The organism is Bradyrhizobium sp. OK095 (genome assembly GCF_900109945.1).
Taxonomy (GTDB): Bacteria; Pseudomonadota; Alphaproteobacteria; order Rhizobiales; family Xanthobacteraceae; genus Bradyrhizobium.
The window spans coordinates 77,924-96,963 of sequence record NZ_FOBX01000009.1; the positions used below are offsets into that span (position 1 = coordinate 77,924).

The 19,040-nt window shown below is 63.2% G+C and carries 22 protein-coding genes; 14 read left to right on the forward strand and 8 right to left on the reverse strand.

What is annotated here, in order from left to right; translation table 11 throughout:
- Positions 1–98: 98 nt before the first annotated feature.
- Together BMW89_RS23550 and BMW89_RS23560 are read right to left on the reverse strand one after the other, a co-directional pair.
- Complete coding sequence (locus BMW89_RS23550) at positions 99–278, reverse strand: hypothetical protein (protein WP_092029413.1); 180 nt, start codon at positions 276–278, stop codon at positions 99–101.
- 362 nt (positions 279–640) lie between these two features.
- Entirely contained in the window at positions 641–1,651 is a 1,011-nt protein-coding gene (locus BMW89_RS23560; RefSeq protein ID WP_092029415.1) for a zinc-dependent alcohol dehydrogenase family protein, read from the reverse strand.
- Positions 1,652–1,735: 84 nt separating this feature from the next.
- On the opposite strand from BMW89_RS23560, the gene BMW89_RS23565 reads away from it, so the two are divergent.
- Positions 1,736–2,083 carry a MerR family transcriptional regulator gene (locus BMW89_RS23565; RefSeq protein WP_092029416.1) on the forward strand — a complete coding sequence of 116 codons (348 nt, stop codon included), beginning with the start codon at positions 1,736–1,738 and terminating at the stop codon, positions 2,081–2,083.
- Between the two features lie 24 nt (positions 2,084–2,107).
- On the opposite strand, the gene BMW89_RS23570 is transcribed toward BMW89_RS23565, so the two are convergent.
- A complete protein-coding gene (locus BMW89_RS23570; protein WP_210187580.1) occupies positions 2,108–2,467 on the reverse strand; it encodes a winged helix-turn-helix transcriptional regulator in 360 nt (119 codons plus the stop codon).
- A 160-nt stretch (positions 2,468–2,627) separates the two neighbouring features.
- Here BMW89_RS23570 and BMW89_RS23575 point away from each other — a divergent pair, with 160 nt between their 5' ends.
- Entirely contained in the window at positions 2,628–3,362 is a 735-nt protein-coding gene (locus tag BMW89_RS23575) for an SDR family NAD(P)-dependent oxidoreductase (RefSeq protein WP_177196262.1), read from the forward strand.
- Positions 3,363–3,423: 61 nt separating this feature from the next.
- On the opposite strand, the gene BMW89_RS23580 is transcribed toward BMW89_RS23575, so the two are convergent.
- Positions 3,424–4,308 (reverse strand): amidohydrolase family protein, encoded by an 885-nt coding sequence (locus BMW89_RS23580; protein WP_092029418.1) that lies wholly within the window; start codon positions 4,306–4,308, stop codon positions 3,424–3,426.
- 150 nt (positions 4,309–4,458) lie between these two features.
- Here BMW89_RS23580 and BMW89_RS23585 point away from each other — a divergent pair, with 150 nt between their 5' ends.
- From BMW89_RS23585 to BMW89_RS23605, 5 genes are all read left to right on the forward strand, one after another.
- Positions 4,459–4,935, forward strand: coding sequence for a MaoC family dehydratase (locus BMW89_RS23585; protein WP_092029419.1), 477 nt, complete (start codon positions 4,459–4,461; stop codon positions 4,933–4,935).
- 11 nt (positions 4,936–4,946) lie between these two features.
- Positions 4,947–5,381 (forward strand): MaoC family dehydratase, encoded by a 435-nt coding sequence (locus BMW89_RS23590; RefSeq protein WP_092029420.1) that lies wholly within the window; start codon positions 4,947–4,949, stop codon positions 5,379–5,381.
- A 199-nt stretch (positions 5,382–5,580) separates the two neighbouring features.
- Positions 5,581–5,706: a type B 50S ribosomal protein L36 gene (gene ykgO / locus BMW89_RS23595; RefSeq protein ID WP_006611362.1), complete on the forward strand. Its 126-nt coding sequence runs from the start codon at positions 5,581–5,583 to the stop codon at positions 5,704–5,706.
- A 125-nt stretch (positions 5,707–5,831) separates the two neighbouring features.
- Complete coding sequence (locus tag BMW89_RS23600; protein ID WP_092029421.1) at positions 5,832–6,482, forward strand: tetratricopeptide repeat protein; 651 nt, start codon at positions 5,832–5,834, stop codon at positions 6,480–6,482.
- 125 nt (positions 6,483–6,607) lie between these two features.
- Positions 6,608–6,868 carry a hypothetical protein gene (locus BMW89_RS23605; protein ID WP_092029422.1) on the forward strand — a complete coding sequence of 87 codons (261 nt, stop codon included), beginning with the start codon at positions 6,608–6,610 and terminating at the stop codon, positions 6,866–6,868.
- Positions 6,869–6,880: 12 nt separating this feature from the next.
- On the opposite strand, the gene BMW89_RS23610 is transcribed toward BMW89_RS23605, so the two are convergent.
- Positions 6,881–7,063 carry a hypothetical protein gene (locus tag BMW89_RS23610; protein WP_092029423.1) on the reverse strand — a complete coding sequence of 61 codons (183 nt, stop codon included), beginning with the start codon at positions 7,061–7,063 and terminating at the stop codon, positions 6,881–6,883.
- A 329-nt stretch (positions 7,064–7,392) separates the two neighbouring features.
- On the opposite strand from BMW89_RS23610, the gene BMW89_RS23615 reads away from it, so the two are divergent.
- Positions 7,393–8,349 (forward strand): alpha/beta fold hydrolase, encoded by a 957-nt coding sequence (locus BMW89_RS23615; RefSeq protein WP_177196263.1) that lies wholly within the window; start codon positions 7,393–7,395, stop codon positions 8,347–8,349.
- A gap of 118 nt (positions 8,350–8,467) precedes the next feature.
- Here the strand turns inward: BMW89_RS23615 and cycA are convergent, their stop codons facing one another.
- Complete coding sequence (gene cycA / locus BMW89_RS23620; RefSeq protein ID WP_092029425.1) at positions 8,468–8,863, reverse strand: cytochrome c-550 CycA; 396 nt, start codon at positions 8,861–8,863, stop codon at positions 8,468–8,470.
- A gap of 268 nt (positions 8,864–9,131) precedes the next feature.
- Between cycA and BMW89_RS23625 the strand changes: the two genes are divergently transcribed.
- A complete protein-coding gene (locus BMW89_RS23625) occupies positions 9,132–10,625 on the forward strand; it encodes an FAD-linked oxidase C-terminal domain-containing protein (RefSeq protein ID WP_092029426.1) in 1,494 nt (497 codons plus the stop codon).
- A 16-nt stretch (positions 10,626–10,641) separates the two neighbouring features.
- The gene (locus tag BMW89_RS23630; protein ID WP_177196264.1) at positions 10,642–11,808 is read left to right on the forward strand and encodes an acyltransferase family protein; all 1,167 of its coding nucleotides are present in this window, start codon (positions 10,642–10,644) and stop codon (positions 11,806–11,808) included.
- A 53-nt stretch (positions 11,809–11,861) separates the two neighbouring features.
- Here BMW89_RS23630 and BMW89_RS23635 read toward each other — a convergent pair whose 3' ends face one another.
- On the reverse strand, positions 11,862–12,197 hold the full coding sequence (locus BMW89_RS23635) for a putative quinol monooxygenase (protein ID WP_092029428.1): 336 nt from the start codon (positions 12,195–12,197) through the stop codon (positions 11,862–11,864).
- Between the two features lie 224 nt (positions 12,198–12,421).
- Here BMW89_RS23635 and BMW89_RS23640 point away from each other — a divergent pair, with 224 nt between their 5' ends.
- From BMW89_RS23640 to BMW89_RS23655, 4 genes are all read left to right on the forward strand, one after another.
- Positions 12,422–13,660: an FAD-binding protein gene (locus tag BMW89_RS23640; protein ID WP_092029429.1), complete on the forward strand. Its 1,239-nt coding sequence runs from the start codon at positions 12,422–12,424 to the stop codon at positions 13,658–13,660.
- The gene (glcF, locus tag BMW89_RS23645) at positions 13,657–14,979 is read left to right on the forward strand and encodes a glycolate oxidase subunit GlcF (RefSeq protein WP_092029430.1); all 1,323 of its coding nucleotides are present in this window, start codon (positions 13,657–13,659) and stop codon (positions 14,977–14,979) included. Before BMW89_RS23640 ends, glcF begins: the two co-directional genes overlap by 4 nt.
- A 69-nt stretch (positions 14,980–15,048) precedes the next feature.
- The gene (locus BMW89_RS23650) at positions 15,049–15,429 is read left to right on the forward strand and encodes a histone (protein ID WP_092029431.1); all 381 of its coding nucleotides are present in this window, start codon (positions 15,049–15,051) and stop codon (positions 15,427–15,429) included.
- Positions 15,430–15,858: 429 nt separating this feature from the next.
- Positions 15,859–16,878, forward strand: a complete 1,020-nt coding sequence (locus BMW89_RS23655; protein WP_177196265.1) for a TorF family putative porin — start codon at positions 15,859–15,861, stop codon at positions 16,876–16,878.
- A gap of 255 nt (positions 16,879–17,133) precedes the next feature.
- On the opposite strand, the gene BMW89_RS23660 is transcribed toward BMW89_RS23655, so the two are convergent.
- On the reverse strand, positions 17,134–18,894 hold the full coding sequence (locus tag BMW89_RS23660) for an ABC transporter ATP-binding protein/permease (RefSeq protein ID WP_092029433.1): 1,761 nt from the start codon (positions 18,892–18,894) through the stop codon (positions 17,134–17,136).
- Positions 18,895–19,040: the final 146 nt, after the last annotated feature.

Genomic DNA, 19,040 nt, shown 5'->3' on the forward strand with positions numbered 1-19,040 from the left:
ATGAAAGCTGCCGCTAATCCTTCGAGTCTGAGTGTGTTCTTGAGCACCGCAGCGGGTCTTCTGCGATCAACGATGGACGGTCGCCGCAATTTCTCGAATCATCCGATGAGCCATCGCCCTTTGTGGATATCGAACTTCACCAAGCCCTCGTCGCGCATCTTCAACAGGAGGGACTGGCAAGCTTCTTCGTTCACGACGTTGGCGCGTTTCATGACTTCATAGACTTTGAGTGGCTTTTCGCGGAGCGCGACCAGGATATTTTCGCGATCATTCAGCATGACTAGGATCCTTCTGTCGGCAAGCGCGCTCGATCACTGAGAATACGACAGCTGATCTTCCGTAACGACTCGCTCGATATTCTTCGATTTGCACTTGATGCGGTATCTAATGCGTCCATCTGCCTCGATGGGCATATGTTGAACGATGGTGTAAATCATCGGTGGCTCAGTTGCAGCACGTCCTTGTGGTCCTTGCGGCTGATGGCGAACGTCTTCATTCAGCTTGTAGGTGCATGACATGTGCCGACCTCCAAATCTGCGGCTTCTCTAACGCGGGCCGTGCTGTGAGGCAATGCAATACGTCCCGTCACCGTCCGGATTCTGACCCGAAGCGGCGGTCCCCTCGCAGTCAATCCTCGCTTCTAGAACTTCACAACGATCTTGCCGAAGTGTGAGCCGGACCGGAGGTGAGCATACGCTTCCGGAGCCTCGTCGAAGCCGTAGACCCGATCGACGATCGGATGGATCGCATGTTCGGTCAGGAAGCTGTTCATGGCGGCGAAATGTTCGACCGATCCGACGGTGACGCCGATGATGTCGGCATTCTCCCATTGCAGCCGCGCGAGGTCGGGCTTCGGTCCGAATCCCGTCAACACGCCAATTTGAACGATCTTGCCGCCCGACGCGACCGAACGCAGCGATCGGTCGTAGGTGCCGGGACCGCCGAGTTCGAGGATATGGCTGGCGCCTTCGCCATCCGTCGCTTTCATCAGCGCGACATCCCAATCAGGCGTGTCGCGATAGTTGATGAGGATCGAGCCGCCCAGCGCCTTGGCACGGGCGAGTTTTTCATCCGAGGACGAGATCACGATCGCGCGCGCTCCCAGCGCTGCTGCGAATTGAAGACCGAACAGCGCGACGCCGCCCGTTCCCTGGACCAGCAGCGTGTCGCCTTTGTGCATCCCGCCGCGTGCGATCAGGCCATGGAAAGCCGTGACGCCGGCACAGGGCAATGTCGCGGCTTCGAGCGAGGACAAATGCGGTGGCACGGGAACGAGCGCATTTGCCGGTAGCACGACATACTCCGCCAGCATTCCGTCCATCGTGTTGCCACCGAGGGATGACGGAACATAGCTGGACTTGAACGGCCCCGAGACCCAATCGCGGAAGAACGATGCAGCGACGCGGTCTCCGAGCCGCCATTGCAGGACGTCGGGGCCGATGGCGTCAACGATTCCTGCGCCGTCGGAGAGCGGAACGCGGCCGTTGAGCTTGTTTTGGTCTGCGCGGTCGAGGATCAGGAGGTCGCGGTAGTTCAGGCTGGCCGCTTCGACCCGGATGCGAACCTCGCCACTGGCGGGTTCCGGTTTGCCGAGGTCGGCTCGCACAAGGCGGCCAGCACCAGCATGGCTGTTCAGATGGTAGGCTTTCATCTTTGCTCCCTCTCAAGCGGCATTCACTTGGATGAGCAGAGTCTGTAAGGTCTGACAGCGCTGTAAGGGTCAAGAGGTTTTCAGATGAAAATTGGCGAACTCTCCAGGCGGACGGGCGTCAGCGTCCGAATGCTGCGCTACTACGAAGGCGAAGGGTTGCTGGCGCCGCAGCGGACCGACGCGGGTTATCGCGACTACGGGTCGGAGGAAGAGCAAACCGTGCGGCGGATCAAGATGCTTGGCGCCGCCGGAATGACGCTCGAAACGATCCAGCGCTTGCTGCCGTGCGTTCGCAGCAACGATCCAGCCTTCACGCCCTGCAACGAGTTGCGAAAAATACTCGCCCAGCAGGTCGGCCTGATCGACGAGCGCATCGAGACGCTGAGCCAGAGCCGGACAATTCTCGCGGGCTATCTGGCAAGCGTGAATTGATCGGACGCAACGCGGCCATCAGGTTCACCGCCCCTTGGTATTCCAGGTCTCCCGCTCGGCGAAGACCCGGCTCACATCCGCCATGTGCTCCGTGCCCCACGAGCAGAGCGGCACCAGCGCCTCGGCCAGGCTGTGGCCCAACGGGGTCAGACTGTAGTCCACCCGCGGCGGCACCTCCTTGTAGTCGGTCCGCTTCACGAGACCGTCTGCCTCCAATTCCTTCAGCTGCTGGATCAGCATCTTGTCGCTGACGTCACGCACGGCGCGTCGCAGCTCGCCGTAGCGGGTCGGCCCGCCCTGGGCGACGAAGTACAGGATCAGCGGCTTCCACTTGCCGGCGATGACCCGCAAGGTCGCATCCAGGCCGCAGGTGAAGCCGGGCAGACTCGGCGTGCAACTTTGGACAGGCGGTGGAATCTGCGCGGCCAGGAAAGTCGGCTCTGAAAGATCTGACGACATTTTTTGGGCACTTACCAAAAGGTGCATACTTGTCGATAAGTGGGTACGCCGCCAGCTCAGTGCAACCTTAGTGAAGGAGCACATCATGAGCAGACTACAAGGCAAGACCGCAGTGGTGACCGGCGGTGGAACCGGCATCGGATTTGGAGCGGCGAAACGGTTCGTCGACGAAGGCGCGTTCGTCTATCTCTTCGGGCGGCGGCAGGAGCCGCTCGACGCGGCCGTTGCGAAGCTGGGTCCTTCGGCGCGCGCCGTCAGGGGCTCGGTGACGGATCTGTCCGACCTCGACCGGTTGTACGCAGCGGTGAAAGCCGAACGCGGCGGGCTCGACATTCTGTTCGCCAATGCCGGCACCGGATTGTTTGCGCCGCTCGGCGAGATCACGGTCGCGCATTACGATCACATCTTCGACGTCAATGTGAAAGGGCTCGTGTTCACGGTGCAAAAGGCCCTGCCGCTGATGAAGCAGGGGGCGTCGATCATCCTGACCGGTTCGAGCACGGGCGTGATGGGGACGCCGCAGTTCAGCATCTACAGCGCGACCAAGGCTGCGATCCGCAATCTGGCGCGCAGCTGGGCGCTGGACCTGCGCGGCACCGGCATCCGCGTCAACGTGCTGTCTCCGGGGCCGACCAAGACCGAGCTGGCGCTGGAGATCGTCGGCGAGGAAGCGTTCGATGCGCTCGGAAGCATGACGCCAATCGGGCGCGTGGGCGACCCGAGTGAGACGGGGGCGGTGGCCGCGTTCCTGGCGTCGTCGGACAGCAGCTTCATGACCGGCGGCGAGGTTTTCGTCGACGGCGGCCTCGCACAAGTCTAGGGCCCTGAGCGCCTGAGCATGAGGGCTTCGGTCATTCGATCGAAGCCCTCGATGCGCTCGCCTAGATCCCCAACAGCTTGCGCGCGTTGGCCTTCAGCACCTTCGGCCGGATCTCGTCGCGGATCTCGATCTTGGCGAAATCCGACAGCCAGCGGTCCGGCGTGATCACCGGCCAGTCCGAGCCGAACAGCATCTTGTCCTGCAGGATCGAGTTGATGTAGCGCACCAGGATCGGCGGGAAATACTTTGGCGACCAGCCGGATAGGTCGATGTAAACGTTCGGCTTGTGGGTCGCGACCGACAGCGCTTCTTCCTGCCAGGGGAAGGAGGGGTGGGCGAGGATGATCTTGAGGTCGGGGAAGTCAGCCGCGACGTCGTCCATGTACATCGGGTTGGAATATTTTAGCCGCATGCCCATGCCGCCGGGCATGCCCGAGCCGACGCCGGTCTGGCCGGTGTGGAACAGCGCGATCGCGCCGCCATTGTTGATCTCTTCGTAGAGCGGATAGGCCATGCGGTCGTTGGCGTAGAAGCCCTGCATGGTCGGGTGGAATTTGAAGCCGCGGACGCCGTATTCCTCGATCAGCTTGCGCGCCTCGCGCACCCCGAGCTTGCCCTTGTGCGGATCGATCGAGACGAACGGGATGAGGACGTCGAGATGGTCGGAGGCGATCTCCAGCATCTCCTCGTTCTTGTAGCGGCGGAAGCCGGTCTCGCGCTCGGCGTCGACCGGGAAGATCACCGCGGCGATGTTCTTGGAGCGGTAGTAGGCCGCGGTCTCCGGCACGGTCGGCGGATGCTTGTGCGGCGACTTGAAGTAGTCGGCCATCTGGGCCTGGAAATCGTCATAGCCGTCGTCGGGATGGGTGCCGCAGGGCTCCTCGGCATGGGTGTGGATGTCGATCGCGACGACATCGTCGATATTCGGCAGCTTCATCTTCGGCATTGGTTTCCTCCCCGATCGGTTGTCAAATTGATTATATGATATAACGAATTTGGCAAGTGCCCCTCGCGGGGATTGGTGGGCGGCCGTCCCTGCGCTAGTGTTTTCGGCAACAATAAAGGCATGAACAATAAGGATATGGGGAGGCCGGAAATGGCTGAGGCGCAAGCCTTCGAGACTGATTTCTGGAAGGACGCCCAATCGCGCAAGGGATGGGACGACATCGTCCCGGGCGAGCCGCGCAAGACCATCCCCTATACGCTCACAAGCGAGGCGATCGCGCTGTACTGCAAGTCGGTCGGCGAGACCCATCCGCTCTATTTCGACGAGGCCTATGCGAGGGCGACCCGTTACGGCGGCTTGATTGCGCCGCCCTCGATCCACATCATGCTGATGTTTGCCTGCACGCCTGCGGACGACTGGATGCGCTCGCCGGGCACGGTCAATGCCGGGCAGTCCTGGAGCTACAACGTCCCGGCCCGCCCCGGCGATGTCATTCGGCTCGAAGCCCGCGCGCTCGACAAGTTCATCAAGCGCGAGCGGTTGTTCGTCGTGCACGACAACGTCTTCTTTAACCAGGCGGGCGAGGTGATCTGCTCGGGCCGCGGCTGGACCATCAGGCCGGTATAGGGGAGGCAGCTATGACCGTGACGTTCGAAGGCCTCAGCGCCGGCGACTCCATCGAAGGACCCAGCTTCGCCGTGTCCCGCGAATCCATCCGTCTGTTCTGCGACGCCTCGCTCGACTACAACCCGCTGCATCTCGACGACGACTACATGAAGGGCAGTTTCGGCAAGACCCAGTTCGGCGGCGTGATCATGCACGGCATGAACAATTTTGGGCTGATCTCGCGCATGATCACCGACTGGGCCTATCCGGCCGGCGCAATCCACCGCCGGCTCGAGACAAGATGGGTGAAGCCGGTCCGGCCCGGCGACACCATCCAGCCCTCCGGGATCATCAAGTCGAAGCAGGTCACGGCCAAGGCACGCTGGGTCGTGATCGACGTCATCGTGCGGAACCAGAACGAGGAGCGGGTTGCGACCGGCGAGGCGATGGTCGAATTTCCCGCGTGAATGGGCCGTTTCAGCCCTATCCAGAGGTTAATTCGGGGCGGAATGGCCTGTTTGGATTGACATCCAGTCCCGCCATGCCTTAAGAACCGCCCCGTCCCGGGCGGTCGGTCCGCCAGCGGGAAAGGTTTCATTTTGCCACATTCGCGCGTGCCGAAACGGTAGTGCCGAACACGGCCTTTCGAACGTTCAGGATTCTGCCATGAAGGTCCGTAACTCATTGAAGTCGCTGCGCGGTCGCCATCGCGCCAACCGCCTGGTCCGCCGCAAGGGCCGGGTGTACGTCATCAACAAGGTGCAGCGCCGCTTCAAGGCTCGCCAGGGCTGATCTGGGCGGCTGATTGCCCTCGCGGTCGCCTCACGCACGCGCGCGCCCCGCAAGACCACGGTTTCACACGAGTTTGACGCCGCCCCTGCTATGCAAGGGCGGCTTTGCGCGTTTAGACTTGGCCCATGGCAGTGAGATTCCCTTTCGCGCGCACCCTTTGTATGGCTCTTGGTCTGGCCCTCGTTCTGGGAGCCGCCGGCCTTGGTCCGGCGCTGGCGCAGGATGATCCACCGACTCCGCCCGGCAAGCAGAAGAAGCTTCCCGAAGCGCCGGCAAAACTGCCCAAGGTCGACCGGACCAAGAATCTCGATTTCCTGTTCGGCGCGCTGAAGGCGGCGCCCGACGAGGCCAGCGCCAAGCATGTCGAAGCGCGGATCTGGGCGATCTGGATCCAGACCCCGAGCGACACTGCGTCGCTGTTGATGGCGCGGGCCAAGACCGCGGTCGACGCCAAGAAGATCGAAATCGCGATCAAGCTGCTGGATTCGGTGATCAAGCTCAGGCCCGATTACATCGAAGCCTGGAACCGGCGCGCCACGCTCTACTACATGCAGAATGACTACGCCCGCTCGCTTGCCGACATTCGCGAAGTGCTGATCCGGGAGCCCCGGCATTTCGGCGCGCTCGCGGGTCTCGGCATGATCATGCAGGAGGTCGGTGACGAGAAGCGTGCGCTCGAGGCCTACCGCAAGGCGCTCGCCGTCAATCCGCACCTCGACAAGATTCCCGACCAGGTCAAGTCCCTGACCGAGAAGGTCGAGGGACGTGATATCTAGCCTCTAACTCGATCATTTTTCGAACGGTTGCGGCGCGCCGTGATTAACCACGATCGCATGCGTCGCACTGCCGGGGGTATTGTCGGCGCGCCGGCAGGCCTACCTGCATGGCAGGAGCAAAAGCCATGAAGCGTTCGATCTTTGCTTGTAGCCTGCTGTTGGTGTCGGGAACGGCGAGCCTCGCCGACGGGCTGTTCTGGGTGGTCGGCAACCGCGCCACCGGCAAATGCAACATCGTGACCAGCAATCCGGTCATCGACGGCGACATCTGGTTCGGCGACGGTCCCTATAAGTCCAAGGCCGATGCCAAGCTTGCTCGCTCGACCATCCGCGCCTGTCCTGCGCCGACCCCCGACGAAGCAAAGGCCGAGGACAGCACGAACTAGGTCGATAGCGATCTAATGCAGGACGCTGCCGCCACGCTCGACCAGGCTTTGATCGGCGGCTGCGGCGTAAGCCTTTGCAAGCTCAGTCTCGAGGTGCTCGTTGATCAGCAGCAACGCCCGCACGGCGCCGCGCAGGTCGCCGTTGCAGCTCGCCACGATCTCGTCGATCGCGGTATCTTTGGGTCTGAAGCTCATCGAAGTTCTCCGGTTCAAATCAGGACAAATCCTGCCGGCCTTTCCCGCATCCCCTGGGGTTGCGGGCAGGATCGGCGCCCACCCGCGTCTAAATGGCGGAACCGACCGTGGCGATTATAAGGAAGCCGCCATGACGACCGCATGAAGCTGGTCCGGGGCTTGCGTGTCATCGGACAGTGGTATTGATTTCATTGAGGTTTTTAGTTCAGTAGTTATGCACATATCCACAGCCCTGCCTTTTCCGATGGAAATGCCGAAGTCGGGGGAGCGAAACTGCTAACCGTAAAACCCGTAGCTGCGATGTGCCCTGGATTTCCCGGACTCTCTCCATGATCGTGATGTCAGTCGTGACGGCGCTGGTTCTGCTGGCGCTGGTCACGCAGGCCGGTGTCGTCGCCGTGCAACGCGCCTATCCCCCTCAGGGCCGGATGATCGAGGTCGAAGGCGCCGTGCTTCACGTCGTCGATGTCGGTCCGCGCGAGATCGGCCTGCCGATCGTGATGCTGCATGGCGCGAGCTCCAATCTCGAAGCGATGCGGCGCCCGCTCGGCGACCTCCTCGCCAAAAACCATCGCGTCGTTTTGATCGATCGTCCCGGCCATGGCTGGAGCACGCGCGCGCGACGGCAGGATTCGACGCCGGAGATCCAGGCGAGGATGATCGACGAGGCGCTTCATAAGCTCGGGATCGATCGCGCTCTCTTCGTCGTGCATTCCTGGAGCGGTGCGCTCGGGGCGCGGCTGGCGCTCGATCATCCCGGCCGCGTCGCCGGCCTCGTGATGCTGGCGCCGGTCACCCATCCCTGGCCCGGCGGCGTCGGCCGCTACAACGAGGTCATCGCGACGCCTGTCATCGGCCCGCTGCTCGCCTACACCATCACGCTGCCGCTCGGGTATTTCGTGGCAGAGTCCGGCGCGCGCAACGTGTTCCTGCCCCAGACCATGCCGGATGGTTTCATGCAGGACTCCGCAACGCCGCTATTGCTGCGCCCGCGCGAGTTCATCGCCAATGCCTATGATCTGGTGACGCTGAAGGAAGCGGTGAAGGAGCAGGTCGCGCGCTACGGCGAGATCAAGGCGCCGGTCACGATCATCGCCGGCGAGCCCGACAAGACCGTGTCGACCAACATCCACGCCCGCCCGTTCGCGGCGATGGTGCCGAATGCAAAGCTGATCGTGCTGCCCGATCTCGGCCACATGGTGCAGAACGCCGTGCCGGATCTGGTGAAGACGGAGATCGAGACGATGATCGGGAAGATCGTCCCGGCGCAGGCGGCCGCCGATTAGAGCGTTTTCGAGCGAAGTGGATACCGGTTCGCGTGAAGAAAACGCGTCAAAACAAAAAGCCAGAGCTTCGGTTCTGATTCAATCAGAACCGAAGCCCTAGCGGCCGCCCTTCACCTGCTTACTGCTTGATCTTCCCGTCCTTGTCGAACTGCGAGACAAAGGTCCAGAGATTGTTGATCTCGGTCTCGTTCTTGATGCCGGCGAACGCCATCTTGGTGCCGGGGATCTTGGCCTTGGGGTCCTTGATGTATTCCTTGAACAGCGCCTCGTTCCAGGTGATGCCGGAATTCTTGTTCGCATCCGAATAATTGTAGTCCGGCGCGGTGCCCGACTTGCGGCCGTCGATGCCGTTGAGCTCGGGGCCGACCTTGTTCTTGGCGCCTTCGCCGATCGCGTGGCAGGCCAGGCATTTGTTGAACGACGATTTGCCGGCCGCGACATCCTGCGCCATCGCGGCGGATGCTGTGGCAGTGACAGTGAGGATCATCAGCGCGCCAAAAGTCAGTTTTTTCATAGGTTGCTCTTCGTCTCTTCCCTGGTGGGTCCAGGCCTGGTCAGTCTCTCGCCTGGTCGGCAAACGCCGGACCTGCCGGTTTTGGCAGGCCCGCTTGGCTTGGACAAGCCACGAAACCATGACAGGTTTCATGATTTCCTACTTGTCCCAGAGCGAACTCGCCAGAGATCGTCGATCCGACTTTCGGATGCCCTACCCAAACCACCGCGGACGTGATTGATTTGCCGCGATAAATTTGATCGTGGGCTGCGAGTCGGAAGGATATGTCATGGCCATCATGATGCCTGCGAGCGACCAGGCGGTGCTCGCGCGCCGCGCTGAGATCATTGCTGCGTTGCGCGCAATCGTGCCCGGCGAGGGCGTGATCGACAGCGCCGCCGAGATGCGGGCCTATGAATCCGACGGGCTGACGGCCTACCGGCAGCCGCCGATGGTCGTGGTGCTGCCGGATACGACCGAGCAGGTCTCGCTCGTCCTGAAATATTGTGCCGGGCAGGGCATCAAGGTGGTGCCGCGCGGCTCCGGCACCTCGCTGTCGGGCGGCGCGCTGCCGCTGGAGGACGGCGTGCTGCTGGGTCTCGGCAAGTTCAAGCGCATCCGCGAGATCGATTTCGACAACCGCGCCGTCGTCACGGAGCCCGGCGTCACCAATCTCGCCATCAGCCAGGCGGTCGCGCATGCCGGCTTCTACTACGCACCCGATCCGTCGTCACAGATCGCCTGCTCGATCGGCGGCAATGTCGCGGAAAATTCCGGCGGCGTGCACTGCCTGAAATACGGCATGACCACCAACAACGTGCTCGGTTGCGAGATCGTGCTGATGAGCGGCGAGATCCTGCGCATCGGCGGCAAGTCGGCGGAGAACAGCGGCTACGATTTGATGGGCGTCATCACCGGCTCGGAAGGCCTGCTCGGCGTCATCACCGAGATCACGGTGCGCATCCTGCAAAAGCCCGAGACGGCGCGCGCGCTGATGGTCGGCTTCGCAGCTGTCGAGGCGGCCGGTGAGTGCGTGGCGCGCATCATCGGCGCCGGCATCATCCCCGGCGGCATGGAGATGATGGACAAGCCCGCGATCCATGCTGCGGAGGCCTTCGTTCATGCCGGCTATCCGCTCGACGTCGAGGCGCTGCTCATCATCGAGCTCGACGGGCCCAAGATCGAGGTCGATGAGCTGATCACGCGCGTCGAGACAATCGCGAACGGCTGTGGCTCGACCACCTGCCAGATATCGACCTCGGAGGCCGAGCGCAATTTGTTCTGGGCGGGCCGCAAGGCCGCGTTCCCGGCCGTCGGCCGTATCTCGCCCGACTATCTCTGCATGGACGGCACCATTCCGCGCGGCGCGCTACCGAAGGCGCTGGCGCGCATCCGCGAGCTCTCGGAAAAATACCAGCTCGGCTGCGCCAATGTGTTCCATGCCGGCGACGGCAATCTGCACCCGCTGATCCTTTACGATGCCAACAAGCCCGGTGAGATCGAGCGCGCCGAGGCGTTCGGCGCCGACATTTTGCGCGCCTGCGTCGAGTTCGGGGGCGTGCTCACCGGCGAGCATGGCGTCGGCATCGAGAAGCGCGATCTGATGCCGGAGATGTTTTCCGAGATCGACCTCAACCAGCAGCAGCGGCTGAAATGCGCCTTCGACGCGCAGGGGCTGCTCAACCCCGGAAAAGTGTTTCCGACCCTGCACCGCTGCGCCGAGCTTGGCCGGATGCACGTCCATGCCGGCAAGCTGGCGTTTCCGGATTTGCCGCGGTTCTGAGGGCCGGACATCCGGCATGGTGGCGGACGTTCTCACAGGTGCCGCGGAAGCAGCGCCGGCCAGGCCGGAGGCGGAGTCGCGGCTGCTGTTCATCGACAACATCCGCTGGTCGATGATCATTCTCGTGCTGAGCATGCACGCGGCCGACACCTACAGTCCGTTCGGCAATTGGTACTATGTCGATCGGCCGCAGACCGGCTTCATCACGGCCTTGTTCTTCGGCGTCTACCAGAGCTTCCTCCAGGCCTTCTTCATGGCGGCGCTGTTCTTCATCGCCGGCTATTTCGCCGCGGGTGCCTTCGATCGGAAAGGACTTTCGAGATTTGCGCGCGATCGGCTGCTCAGGCTCGGTTTGCCGACCTTGCTCTACATGTTGGTGATCGGCCCGCTGACGCAGTATTTTCTGTCCTGGACCTGGGGCAAAGGCGGCTTCGGCCATCAATGGCTGACCCATCTGAAGGATGGCGAGTGGCTATCCGAGACCGGGCCGATGTGGTTCTGCGCGGTGCTGCTGCTGTTCTCGCTGCTCTATGGTCTCATCCGCCGGACCGGATGGCGGGAGCCGCAGGTCGCTCTGCGCGGCGCTGGGATTGTTCTGTTCATTGCCGTCATGGCCGCAACCACCTTCGCCGTTCGCATCGCGATCCACGCCGATGCCTCGGTACTCAACGTCCATCCCGGCGACGTCCCGCAATATGTCCTGATGTTCACAGCAGGCGCGCTCGGCTATCGCGGCCATTGGCTGACGGCGCTTGCCGAGCGGTCCTGCATCCGCTGGGGAGGGCTTGCGCTCGTGCTCTCAGTGCCGCTGTTTGCCGCGCTGGTGCTTTTCGGGGGCGGCTTGAGCGGCGACACGGCGCTCTATGGCGGCGGCTTCAATCTTGTCAGCGCGGGCAAATGCCTGTGGGAGGCGCTGGTCTGTGTGGGCATGGGTCTGGTGATGCTGGCCGTCTATCGTCGCTATTTCGACGCGCAGGGACCGGTCGCCAAATTTCTGTCCGACAATGCGTTTGGCGTCTACCTAATCCATCCGCCGATCCTGATCGGCTTTGCGCTGCTGTTGCACACGCTGGCGCTGGGTGCGATCGCAAAGGTGCTGCTGTTGACGATGCTGGCGGCCGCAGGCAGCTTCGCGGTGTCGGGTTGGATTTTGCGGAAATCGCCGCTGCGCGCCGTCATCTAGCATCGGGCGCCACGGCCAGAACCGCGGCGCCCGGAGCCTCGCACGGGCGATCCTTATATCAGCGCATATTGCGCCCGCTCCCGCTTCGCCAGCAGCGGCAGGGCCTCGCCGGCGATACAGGTCTTGAAATGCGCGCTGTCCTGATGCGCCTTGAAAGCCGCTTCGTCGCGGAACAGCTCGTAGAACAGGAACTGGGCCGGATTGTCCCTGGCGCGTGAGATCAGGAACAGCTTGACGCCGTCCTCGCGCTGCGCCTCCGGCAGGAAGCGGTCGAGGATCCCTGCGACCTTGTCGGCCTCGCCCGGCTTGGCCTCCCATTGCGCGACGACAAGCAGGCCGCCGCCGTCGACGGCGTCGCTGAGAGATTTCTGCGTGGCATAGTGGTTCATGATTGTCCGTCTCCATCGGTTGGCCTCGATCGCGATCGGCACAGACTTGTAGCGATGGCCCGGCGGCTTTGGTTCGCCGGCGATCGAAGTGTCGATGTCGTGAACGCTTCGATCATAGTCGAAGCGTCATTGCGGCCCGTGGCTGATCCCGAACGCGCCGGCAGTGGTCGCCGGCATCACGCCGCATTTGATTTTGGCGGCGAATTTCGCTACCGGCTTTTCCCGTGGATACGCTCAGGGTCAGAGACGCCAAAGACGTCGAAGAGGTGGTGCGCGCGGCGATTGCCAATGAGCAGCCGCTCGAGATCATCGGTCATGGCAGCAAGCGCAGCATTGGCCACGCCATGGCGACCAACGCCGTGCTCGACGTCTCCGCGCTCAATGCCGTCATCTCCTACGAGCCGAACGAGCTGATTGTCACGCTTCAGGCCGGCGCGCCGCTGGCCGATGTGCTGTCGCTGATCGATGCCAAGAACCAGCAATTCGCCTTCGAGCCGATGAACACCGCGCCGCTGCTCGGCACGCCGGCATCAGGCACTATCGGCGGCATGATCGCGGCTGGCCTTGCCGGTCCGCGGCGGATCAAGGCGGGCGGGGCCCGCGACCACCTGCTCGGGGCGCACGCCGTCTCGGGCTTTGGCGACAGTTTCAAGACCGGCGGCAAGGTGGTGAAGAACGTCACCGGCTACGACCTCTGCAAGCTGCTGGCGGGGTCCTGGGGCACGCTGTCGGTCATGACCGAGGTCACGCTGAAGGTGATGCCGAAGCCTGAAGCCGAGCTGACGCTGCTGCTGCGCGGGCTCGACGATGCCGTCGCTAACAAGGCCATGACCGCCGCGCTTGGCTCGCCCTTCGACGTTTCTGCTGCTGCGCATCTGCCTAAATCGGCGTTCCGCGCCAAGACCGACGGGCTTGGCGATATCGCCGGCCAGGGCGAGGCGCTGACCGTTCTGCGGCTCGAGGGCATCACGGCCTCGGCCGCGCACCGTGCCGGCTCGCTGCGCGAATTGCTTGCGCCGTTCGGAACAGCGACGCTGATCGAGGACGCGGCCTCTGCCGCGCTGTGGGCGACGATACGTGACGTGCTGCCCTTCGCCGCCAGCGGCGCGCTCGGCGCCTGGCCGGTCTGGCGGATCGTCTGCCCGCCGGCGTCAGGCGCAGCGCTCGGTACGCAATTGGCGCGGGAGACCGGTGGCGACGTGATCTACGACTGGGGCGGCGGCCTGATCTGGGCGGCGCTGCCGCCGAAGGGCGATGCGCATGCCCCCGCCGTGCGTGCCGGCGCGAATGCGGTTGGCGGCCACGCCACGCTGATCCGGGCGGCCGAGGACGTCAGGCGGGCGGTGGACGTGTTCCATCCGCAGGCGCCGGGCGTTGCCGCGCTGAGCGAGCGGGTGCGCGCCAGCTTCGATCCGAAGTCGATTTTGAACCGGGGACGGCTGACGCGGGACACTGCGGCATGAAGACCGAATTCTCACTGGCGCAGCTCGCCGACCCCGATATCGCGCAAGCCGACAAGATCCTGCGCGCCTGCGTCCATTGCGGCTTCTGCACCGCAACCTGTCCGACCTATGTGCTGCTCGGCGACGAGCTCGATAGCCCGCGAGGCCGCATCTACCTGATCAAGGAGATGCTGGAGAAGGACCAGACCCCGACGGCGGAGGTGGTCAAGCATGTCGACCGCTGCCTGTCGTGCCTGTCCTGCATGACCACCTGCCCCTCCGGGGTGAACTACATGCATCTCGTCGACCAGGCCCGGGTCAGGATCGAGCAGCGCTATCAGCGGCCCCTCACCGAGCGGCTGCTGCGCCAGGTGCTGGCCTTCGTCCTGCCCGACCCGCAGCGGTTTCGCATCAGCATGCGGCTGGCGCGGCTTGCCCGGCCGTTGGCTGTGTTCCTGCCGACGCCGCGGCCGTCAGCCACGCCCGGCCTGATCCAGCGCCTCAAGGCGATGTTGGCGTTGGCGCCGAACCGGCTGCCGGCACCCGGCGCTCTTCCGGGCAGCGTGTTCGCGGCGCTCGGCAAGAAGCGCGGCCGGGTCGCGCTGCTCCAGGGGTGTGCGCAGCAAGTGCTGGCGCCGCGCATCAACCAGGCGGCCATCAGTCTCCTCACCCGCCACGGCATCGAGGTCGTCCTGGTCAGGGATGAGCAATGCTGCGGCGCGCTGACCCATCACCTCGGCAACGACCAGGATGCGCTGGCGCGGGCCCGCGCCAACATCGCAGCGTGGCAGAAGGAGGCCGCAGGCGAGGGGCTCGACGCCATCCTGGTGACGGCGTCCGGCTGCGGCACGGTCATCAAGGACTACGGCTATCTGCTGCGCGAAGACACTGCGTTCGCCGACGATGCTGCGAAGGTGTCCGCGCTCGCCAAGGACATCACCGAATACGTCGCCGGTCTCGGATTGGAGCAGGTCGCGCGGCAAGACAACATCGTCGTCGCCTATCACTCCGCATGTTCGTTGCAGCACGGACAGAAAATCACGAGCCTTCCGAAAGAATTGCTTTCCAAGAATGGATTCGTGGTGAAAGATGTCCCGGAGAGCCATTTGTGTTGCGGTTCGGCGGGGACCTACAACATTCTCCAGCCCGAGCTTGCGGGCAGGTTGCGTGATCGCAAGGTCGCCAACATCGCGAGCGTCAAGCCGGACATGATTGCCGCGGGCAATATCGGCTGCATGGTGCAGATTGCCAGTGGCACGTCAGTTCCGGTCGTACACACGATTGAGCTTCTCGATTGGGCTACGGGCGGGTCGCGGCCGGCATTGACTGCCTCGAGCTGAGTCTTCGTCCGGAAGTGACGGCTGAAGACGCCCGATCGACCATTGTTTGGCGGCAACAGGAGGACCACGATGGCGAAAGCGAAGAAGAAGAAAAGCAAGAAGGCCAAAAAGGCCAAGAAGGTTGTAGCGGCAAAGAAGACCGCCAAGAAGGCAGCCAAAAAATCCGCGAAGAAGTCCGCGAAGAAGTCTGCCAAAAAATCGAAGAAGGCCGCCCCGAAGGCTGCCAAGAAGTCGGCCAAAAAGGCTGCGGCCAAGAAGACCGTTAAGCAGGCTGCACCGAAGAAGGCCGCCAAGAAGGCTGTGAAGAAAGCGGCACCGAAGAAGGCGAAGGCAGCTCCCGCGCCGAAGCCGTCAGCGCCTGTGGCAGCTCCGGCTCCCGAGCCTGTCGCCGAGACCAGCTGGGCGATGCCTTCGTCTTCTGCGGAAACGCCGGCGGACGGGCAAGGCTAGGCCCCAAAGCCAGGTCCAAGCTCAGGCCAGAGGTCGGCTCCAATCCGACGCTGACGATCGACAGACAGCACGAGGCCGCAGCGGAGACGCTGCGGCCTTTTTTGCATCGCCGCAGGGCTTCTTTCAGCCGCCAATTTTTGCGCCAGTCTGATTCGTGGCGCGCGCGCCACGGAACGCCGGGCTACGTAGTAACCCGGGCCTCGTTGTGCACTTTGGCGTGAAAATAATGTGATCGAGAAGCCACACAGGCTGACAACCTTTCGTAGAATCGTCAGAACGCCTAAAAAGTCGGCAAATGCCCGCGTTTTTTGCTTCACGGTTCACATCCCTCAATCCAAATTGCGGCGGTAACGAAATTGCAATCAGGTCGAGCAACCCGGGGGGCTTCCGGGACTACGACTGGGGTTAGAACTGGTGATGGGGATCGAAATGAAAAAAGTAGCTTTGTTGGCAACGGCGCTGGCATTGGTGACGACGGGTTCGGCTTTCGCGGCAGACATGGCTGTGAAGGCCAAGAAGGCCCCGCCGGTCGCAGCCTTCGACCCCTGGGATATCGCCTTCGGCGGCGCGATCATGAGCGATTACATCTTCCGCGGCGTGACTCAGTCGAACCACCAGCCGTCGGTCGCGGCCTATTTCGAGCCGCGCTACAACATCAACAAGGACCTCCAGCTTTACGTCGGCGTGTCCGCGGAGAGCATCTCCTTCGCCAACCGCGCCGCGGCTGAAGTCGACATCTACGGCGGTATCCGCCCGACCTTCGGCGCCTTCGCGTTCGACATCGGCGTCTGGGGCTACCTTTATCCGGGTGGAAGCTGCGCGGACAACGCCGTGACCGCGGTCGGCCCCGGCGTCGTTCCCGGCGGCAACGTCTGCCCGGTCAGCACGACCACGATCTTCCTCGGCGACGGCAACGTCATGAAGAAGGACGTCAGCTTCTTCGAAGTCTACGGCAAGGTGAACTACACCATCAACGACAGCTTCACCGTCGGCGCGACCGAGTACTACTCGCCGAACTTCCTGAACTCGGGTGCCTGGGGCAACTACGCTTCGTTGACCGCCAAGTACACCGCACCCAGCACGGTGTTCGGCCCTTCGGGCGTCGGCATGTACGTTTCGGGTGAGTTCGGCCGGCAGTGGTTCGGCACTTCGGATGCCTTCTACGGCACCGGCGTTGGCACCGTTTTCGCCAACGGCATTCCCTACAAGGACTACAACACCTGGAACATCGGCATCGGCTTCACCTACAAGGTGTTCACGCTGGATCTGCGTTACTCCGACACCGACCTGAACAAGGGTGATTGCAACGCCTTCACCAGCGCGTTCAACGCCAGCGGCACCACGAGCGTCACCCCGATCAATCCGGGCGGCGCTGGCTCCAACTGGTGCGGCGCGGCCGGCATTGCCAAGCTGTCCTTCGACCTGACGGCGATGAGCAACCTGAAGTAAGTTTCTTCCCGAGACGACTTCGAGGGCGGCAGGGCAACCTGCCGCCCTTTTGCTTTGGGGGACTGCTTTGGGTGGTGCCCGGGAGAGGAGCCGGGCCTTTCATGGTTCGAGACGCGCCGTGAGGCGGCGCTCCTCACCATGAGGGTCGGGGCTTCTCCACGATCACGACCTCATGCTGAGGGCCCGCCAAAGGCGGGCGTCTCGAAGGATGGCCGCAACGAGGCGCCTTAGCTCGGCGGGCCCCCGCCAACGCCCTCAGCCCGCCGCGGTCGGCTCCTTCTCGGCCGAAGCCCCGTCACCGAGGACGTGGATCGCGCCGTCCTTCACCATCGTCACCTTGCGGGTGTGGAAGGCGTCGAGGGTCGAGCGGTGGCCGATCGAGACGATGGTGGCCTGCGGCAGCTTTTCCGTCAGCAGACGGTACAGCCGGGCCTCGGACGGCTCGTCCAGCGACGCCGTGGCCTCGTCCAGGAACAGATAGTCCGGCACATGCAGCAGCGCGCGGGCAAGCCCCAGGCGCTGCTGCTCGCCGAGCGACAGCATCCGGTTCCAATGGCCCTCCTCATTGAGCCGTTCGGCGAGGTCGGGCAGGCCGACCGCGATCACTGCGTCCCGGATCCGGGGCGCCTGGAACGCGCCGGGTGCTGCGGGATAGATCACGGCGTGCCCCAGTGCGCCGACAGGGAAATAAGGGCGTTGCGGCAGCATCATCAGCTTCGCCTGCGCAGGGATGACGATGCTGCCGGTGCCGAACGGCCAGATGCCGGCGATGGCCCGGAACAGCGTCGACTTGCCGGAGCCGGATGGTCCGGTCACCAGCACGCGCTCCGACGCCTGGATGGCGAAGCCGTCGGCTGCGACCAGCGGGGTGCCGTTGGGGAGATACACGCAGAGCTTATCGAGCCCGATATTGCGGCTGCCGCCGGTCGCCTTGAGTTCGATCGTCGCCTCATGTGCCGGCAGGTTTGCCGCCGTATCGACCGACATCTCGAAGCCGTCGAGACGCGCGACGATCGAGCGCCATTCCGCCAGCGACCGGTAGGCCACCACGAAGAACGAGAGCGCGCCTTGCACGCTCGAGAAGGCCGATGCCGTCTGCATCATATCGCCGAGCTGGATCTTCTTGGCGAAGAAGGCCGGCGCCACCAGCACGTAGGGAAAGATCACGGCGGCCTGCTGATAACTGTTGGTGAACGCACTGAGGCGCTTGGTCCGGCTCATGATGGCGTACCAATTGCCGATCACGAAACTGAAGCGATCCAGCAGGCGCCCGCGTTCGGCGCCTTCGCCCTTGAGCAGCGCGATCTGCTCGGAATTCTCGCGGACCCGAACGAGGTTGAAGCGGAAGTCGGCTTCATAGCGCTGCTGCTCGAAATTGAGGTTGACCAGCGGGGCGCCGATCCAGTGCGTCAGCGCGGTGCCGAAGATCGCGTAGATCAGTGCAATCCAGCACAGATAGCCGGGGATCATCAGGTCGGTGCCGAACAGGTGCAGCGGCGCAGCGTTGGAAAGGCCCCAGAGGATCAGCGCGAAGGAGAACAGCGTCACGATCGAGGAGAGCAGGCCGAGCCCGATCACCAAGGTCTGCTCGACGAAATTCTTGACGTCCTCGGTAATGCGCTGGTCCGGGTTGTCGGCCGCATCGCCCTTGAGCTGCATGCGGTAATGCGTGGCGCCCTCGAGCCATTCGCCGAGATAATGCGTGGTCAGCCATTGCCGCCAGCGGATCTGGAGCCATTGGTTCAGGTACAGCTTGTAGACCGCCAGCGCGATCGCGGTGAAGGCGAGCGCGATGAAGATCCAGATCTGCGTGACGAAGGCGTCCCAATCGTTGTTCTGAAGCGCGCTGTAGAACCGGTTCTGCCACTGGTTCACCAGCACGTCGATCGCGACCAGTGCCAGCTCGATCGCGATCACGGCGCCGAGCAGGCCGCGGCCGGCCCATTTGTCCTCCGATCGGAAATAGGGAATGGCGATTCGCCAGACGATCGCGAGCGTGGCGCTGATGTTCTTCACAGAGCTCTGTCTCCTGAGGGGTGTGCACAATTGCCTGAAGCCAAAGGCTTGCGGCAATGGCGAAAATGGGCGCGCTTAGACTAAAGTCGCAAGTTCTGCAATTTGCGTTGGCTTGTCGCGCCTTGCAACCCTAGCATGGGCATAAC

Excerpts from the sequence above, each read along its gene's own strand:
- ykgO (WP_006611362.1), top strand. The coding sequence starts at position 5,581 with ATGAAGGTCCGTAACTCATTGAAGTCGCTGCGCGGTCGCCATCGCGCC.
- BMW89_RS23575 (WP_177196262.1), top strand. The coding sequence starts at position 2,628 with ATGAGCAGACTACAAGGCAAGACCGCAGTGGTGACCGGCGGTGGAACC.
- BMW89_RS23605 (WP_092029422.1), top strand. The coding sequence starts at position 6,608 with ATGAAGCGTTCGATCTTTGCTTGTAGCCTGCTGTTGGTGTCGGGAACG.
- BMW89_RS23560 (WP_092029415.1), bottom strand. The coding sequence starts at position 1,651 with ATGAAAGCCTACCATCTGAACAGCCATGCTGGTGCTGGCCGCCTTGTG.
- BMW89_RS23610 (WP_092029423.1), bottom strand. The coding sequence starts at position 7,063 with ATGAGCTTCAGACCCAAAGATACCGCGATCGACGAGATCGTGGCGAGC.
- cycA (WP_092029425.1), bottom strand. The coding sequence starts at position 8,863 with ATGAAAAAACTGACTTTTGGCGCGCTGATGATCCTCACTGTCACTGCC.
- BMW89_RS23590 (WP_092029420.1), top strand. The coding sequence starts at position 4,947 with ATGACCGTGACGTTCGAAGGCCTCAGCGCCGGCGACTCCATCGAAGGA.
- BMW89_RS23625 (WP_092029426.1), top strand. The coding sequence starts at position 9,132 with ATGGCCATCATGATGCCTGCGAGCGACCAGGCGGTGCTCGCGCGCCGC.
- BMW89_RS23635 (WP_092029428.1), bottom strand. The coding sequence starts at position 12,197 with ATGAACCACTATGCCACGCAGAAATCTCTCAGCGACGCCGTCGACGGC.
- BMW89_RS23550 (WP_092029413.1), bottom strand. The coding sequence starts at position 278 with ATGCTGAATGATCGCGAAAATATCCTGGTCGCGCTCCGCGAAAAGCCA.
- BMW89_RS23630 (WP_177196264.1), top strand. The coding sequence starts at position 10,642 with ATGGTGGCGGACGTTCTCACAGGTGCCGCGGAAGCAGCGCCGGCCAGG.
- BMW89_RS23565 (WP_092029416.1), top strand. The coding sequence starts at position 1,736 with ATGAAAATTGGCGAACTCTCCAGGCGGACGGGCGTCAGCGTCCGAATG.
- BMW89_RS23655 (WP_177196265.1), top strand. The coding sequence starts at position 15,859 with ATGAAAAAAGTAGCTTTGTTGGCAACGGCGCTGGCATTGGTGACGACG.
- BMW89_RS23580 (WP_092029418.1), bottom strand. The coding sequence starts at position 4,308 with ATGCCGAAGATGAAGCTGCCGAATATCGACGATGTCGTCGCGATCGAC.
- BMW89_RS23600 (WP_092029421.1), top strand. The coding sequence starts at position 5,832 with ATGGCAGTGAGATTCCCTTTCGCGCGCACCCTTTGTATGGCTCTTGGT.
- glcF (WP_092029430.1), top strand. The coding sequence starts at position 13,657 with ATGAAGACCGAATTCTCACTGGCGCAGCTCGCCGACCCCGATATCGCG.
- BMW89_RS23615 (WP_177196263.1), top strand. The coding sequence starts at position 7,393 with ATGATCGTGATGTCAGTCGTGACGGCGCTGGTTCTGCTGGCGCTGGTC.
- BMW89_RS23585 (WP_092029419.1), top strand. The coding sequence starts at position 4,459 with ATGGCTGAGGCGCAAGCCTTCGAGACTGATTTCTGGAAGGACGCCCAA.
- BMW89_RS23650 (WP_092029431.1), top strand. The coding sequence starts at position 15,049 with ATGGCGAAAGCGAAGAAGAAGAAAAGCAAGAAGGCCAAAAAGGCCAAG.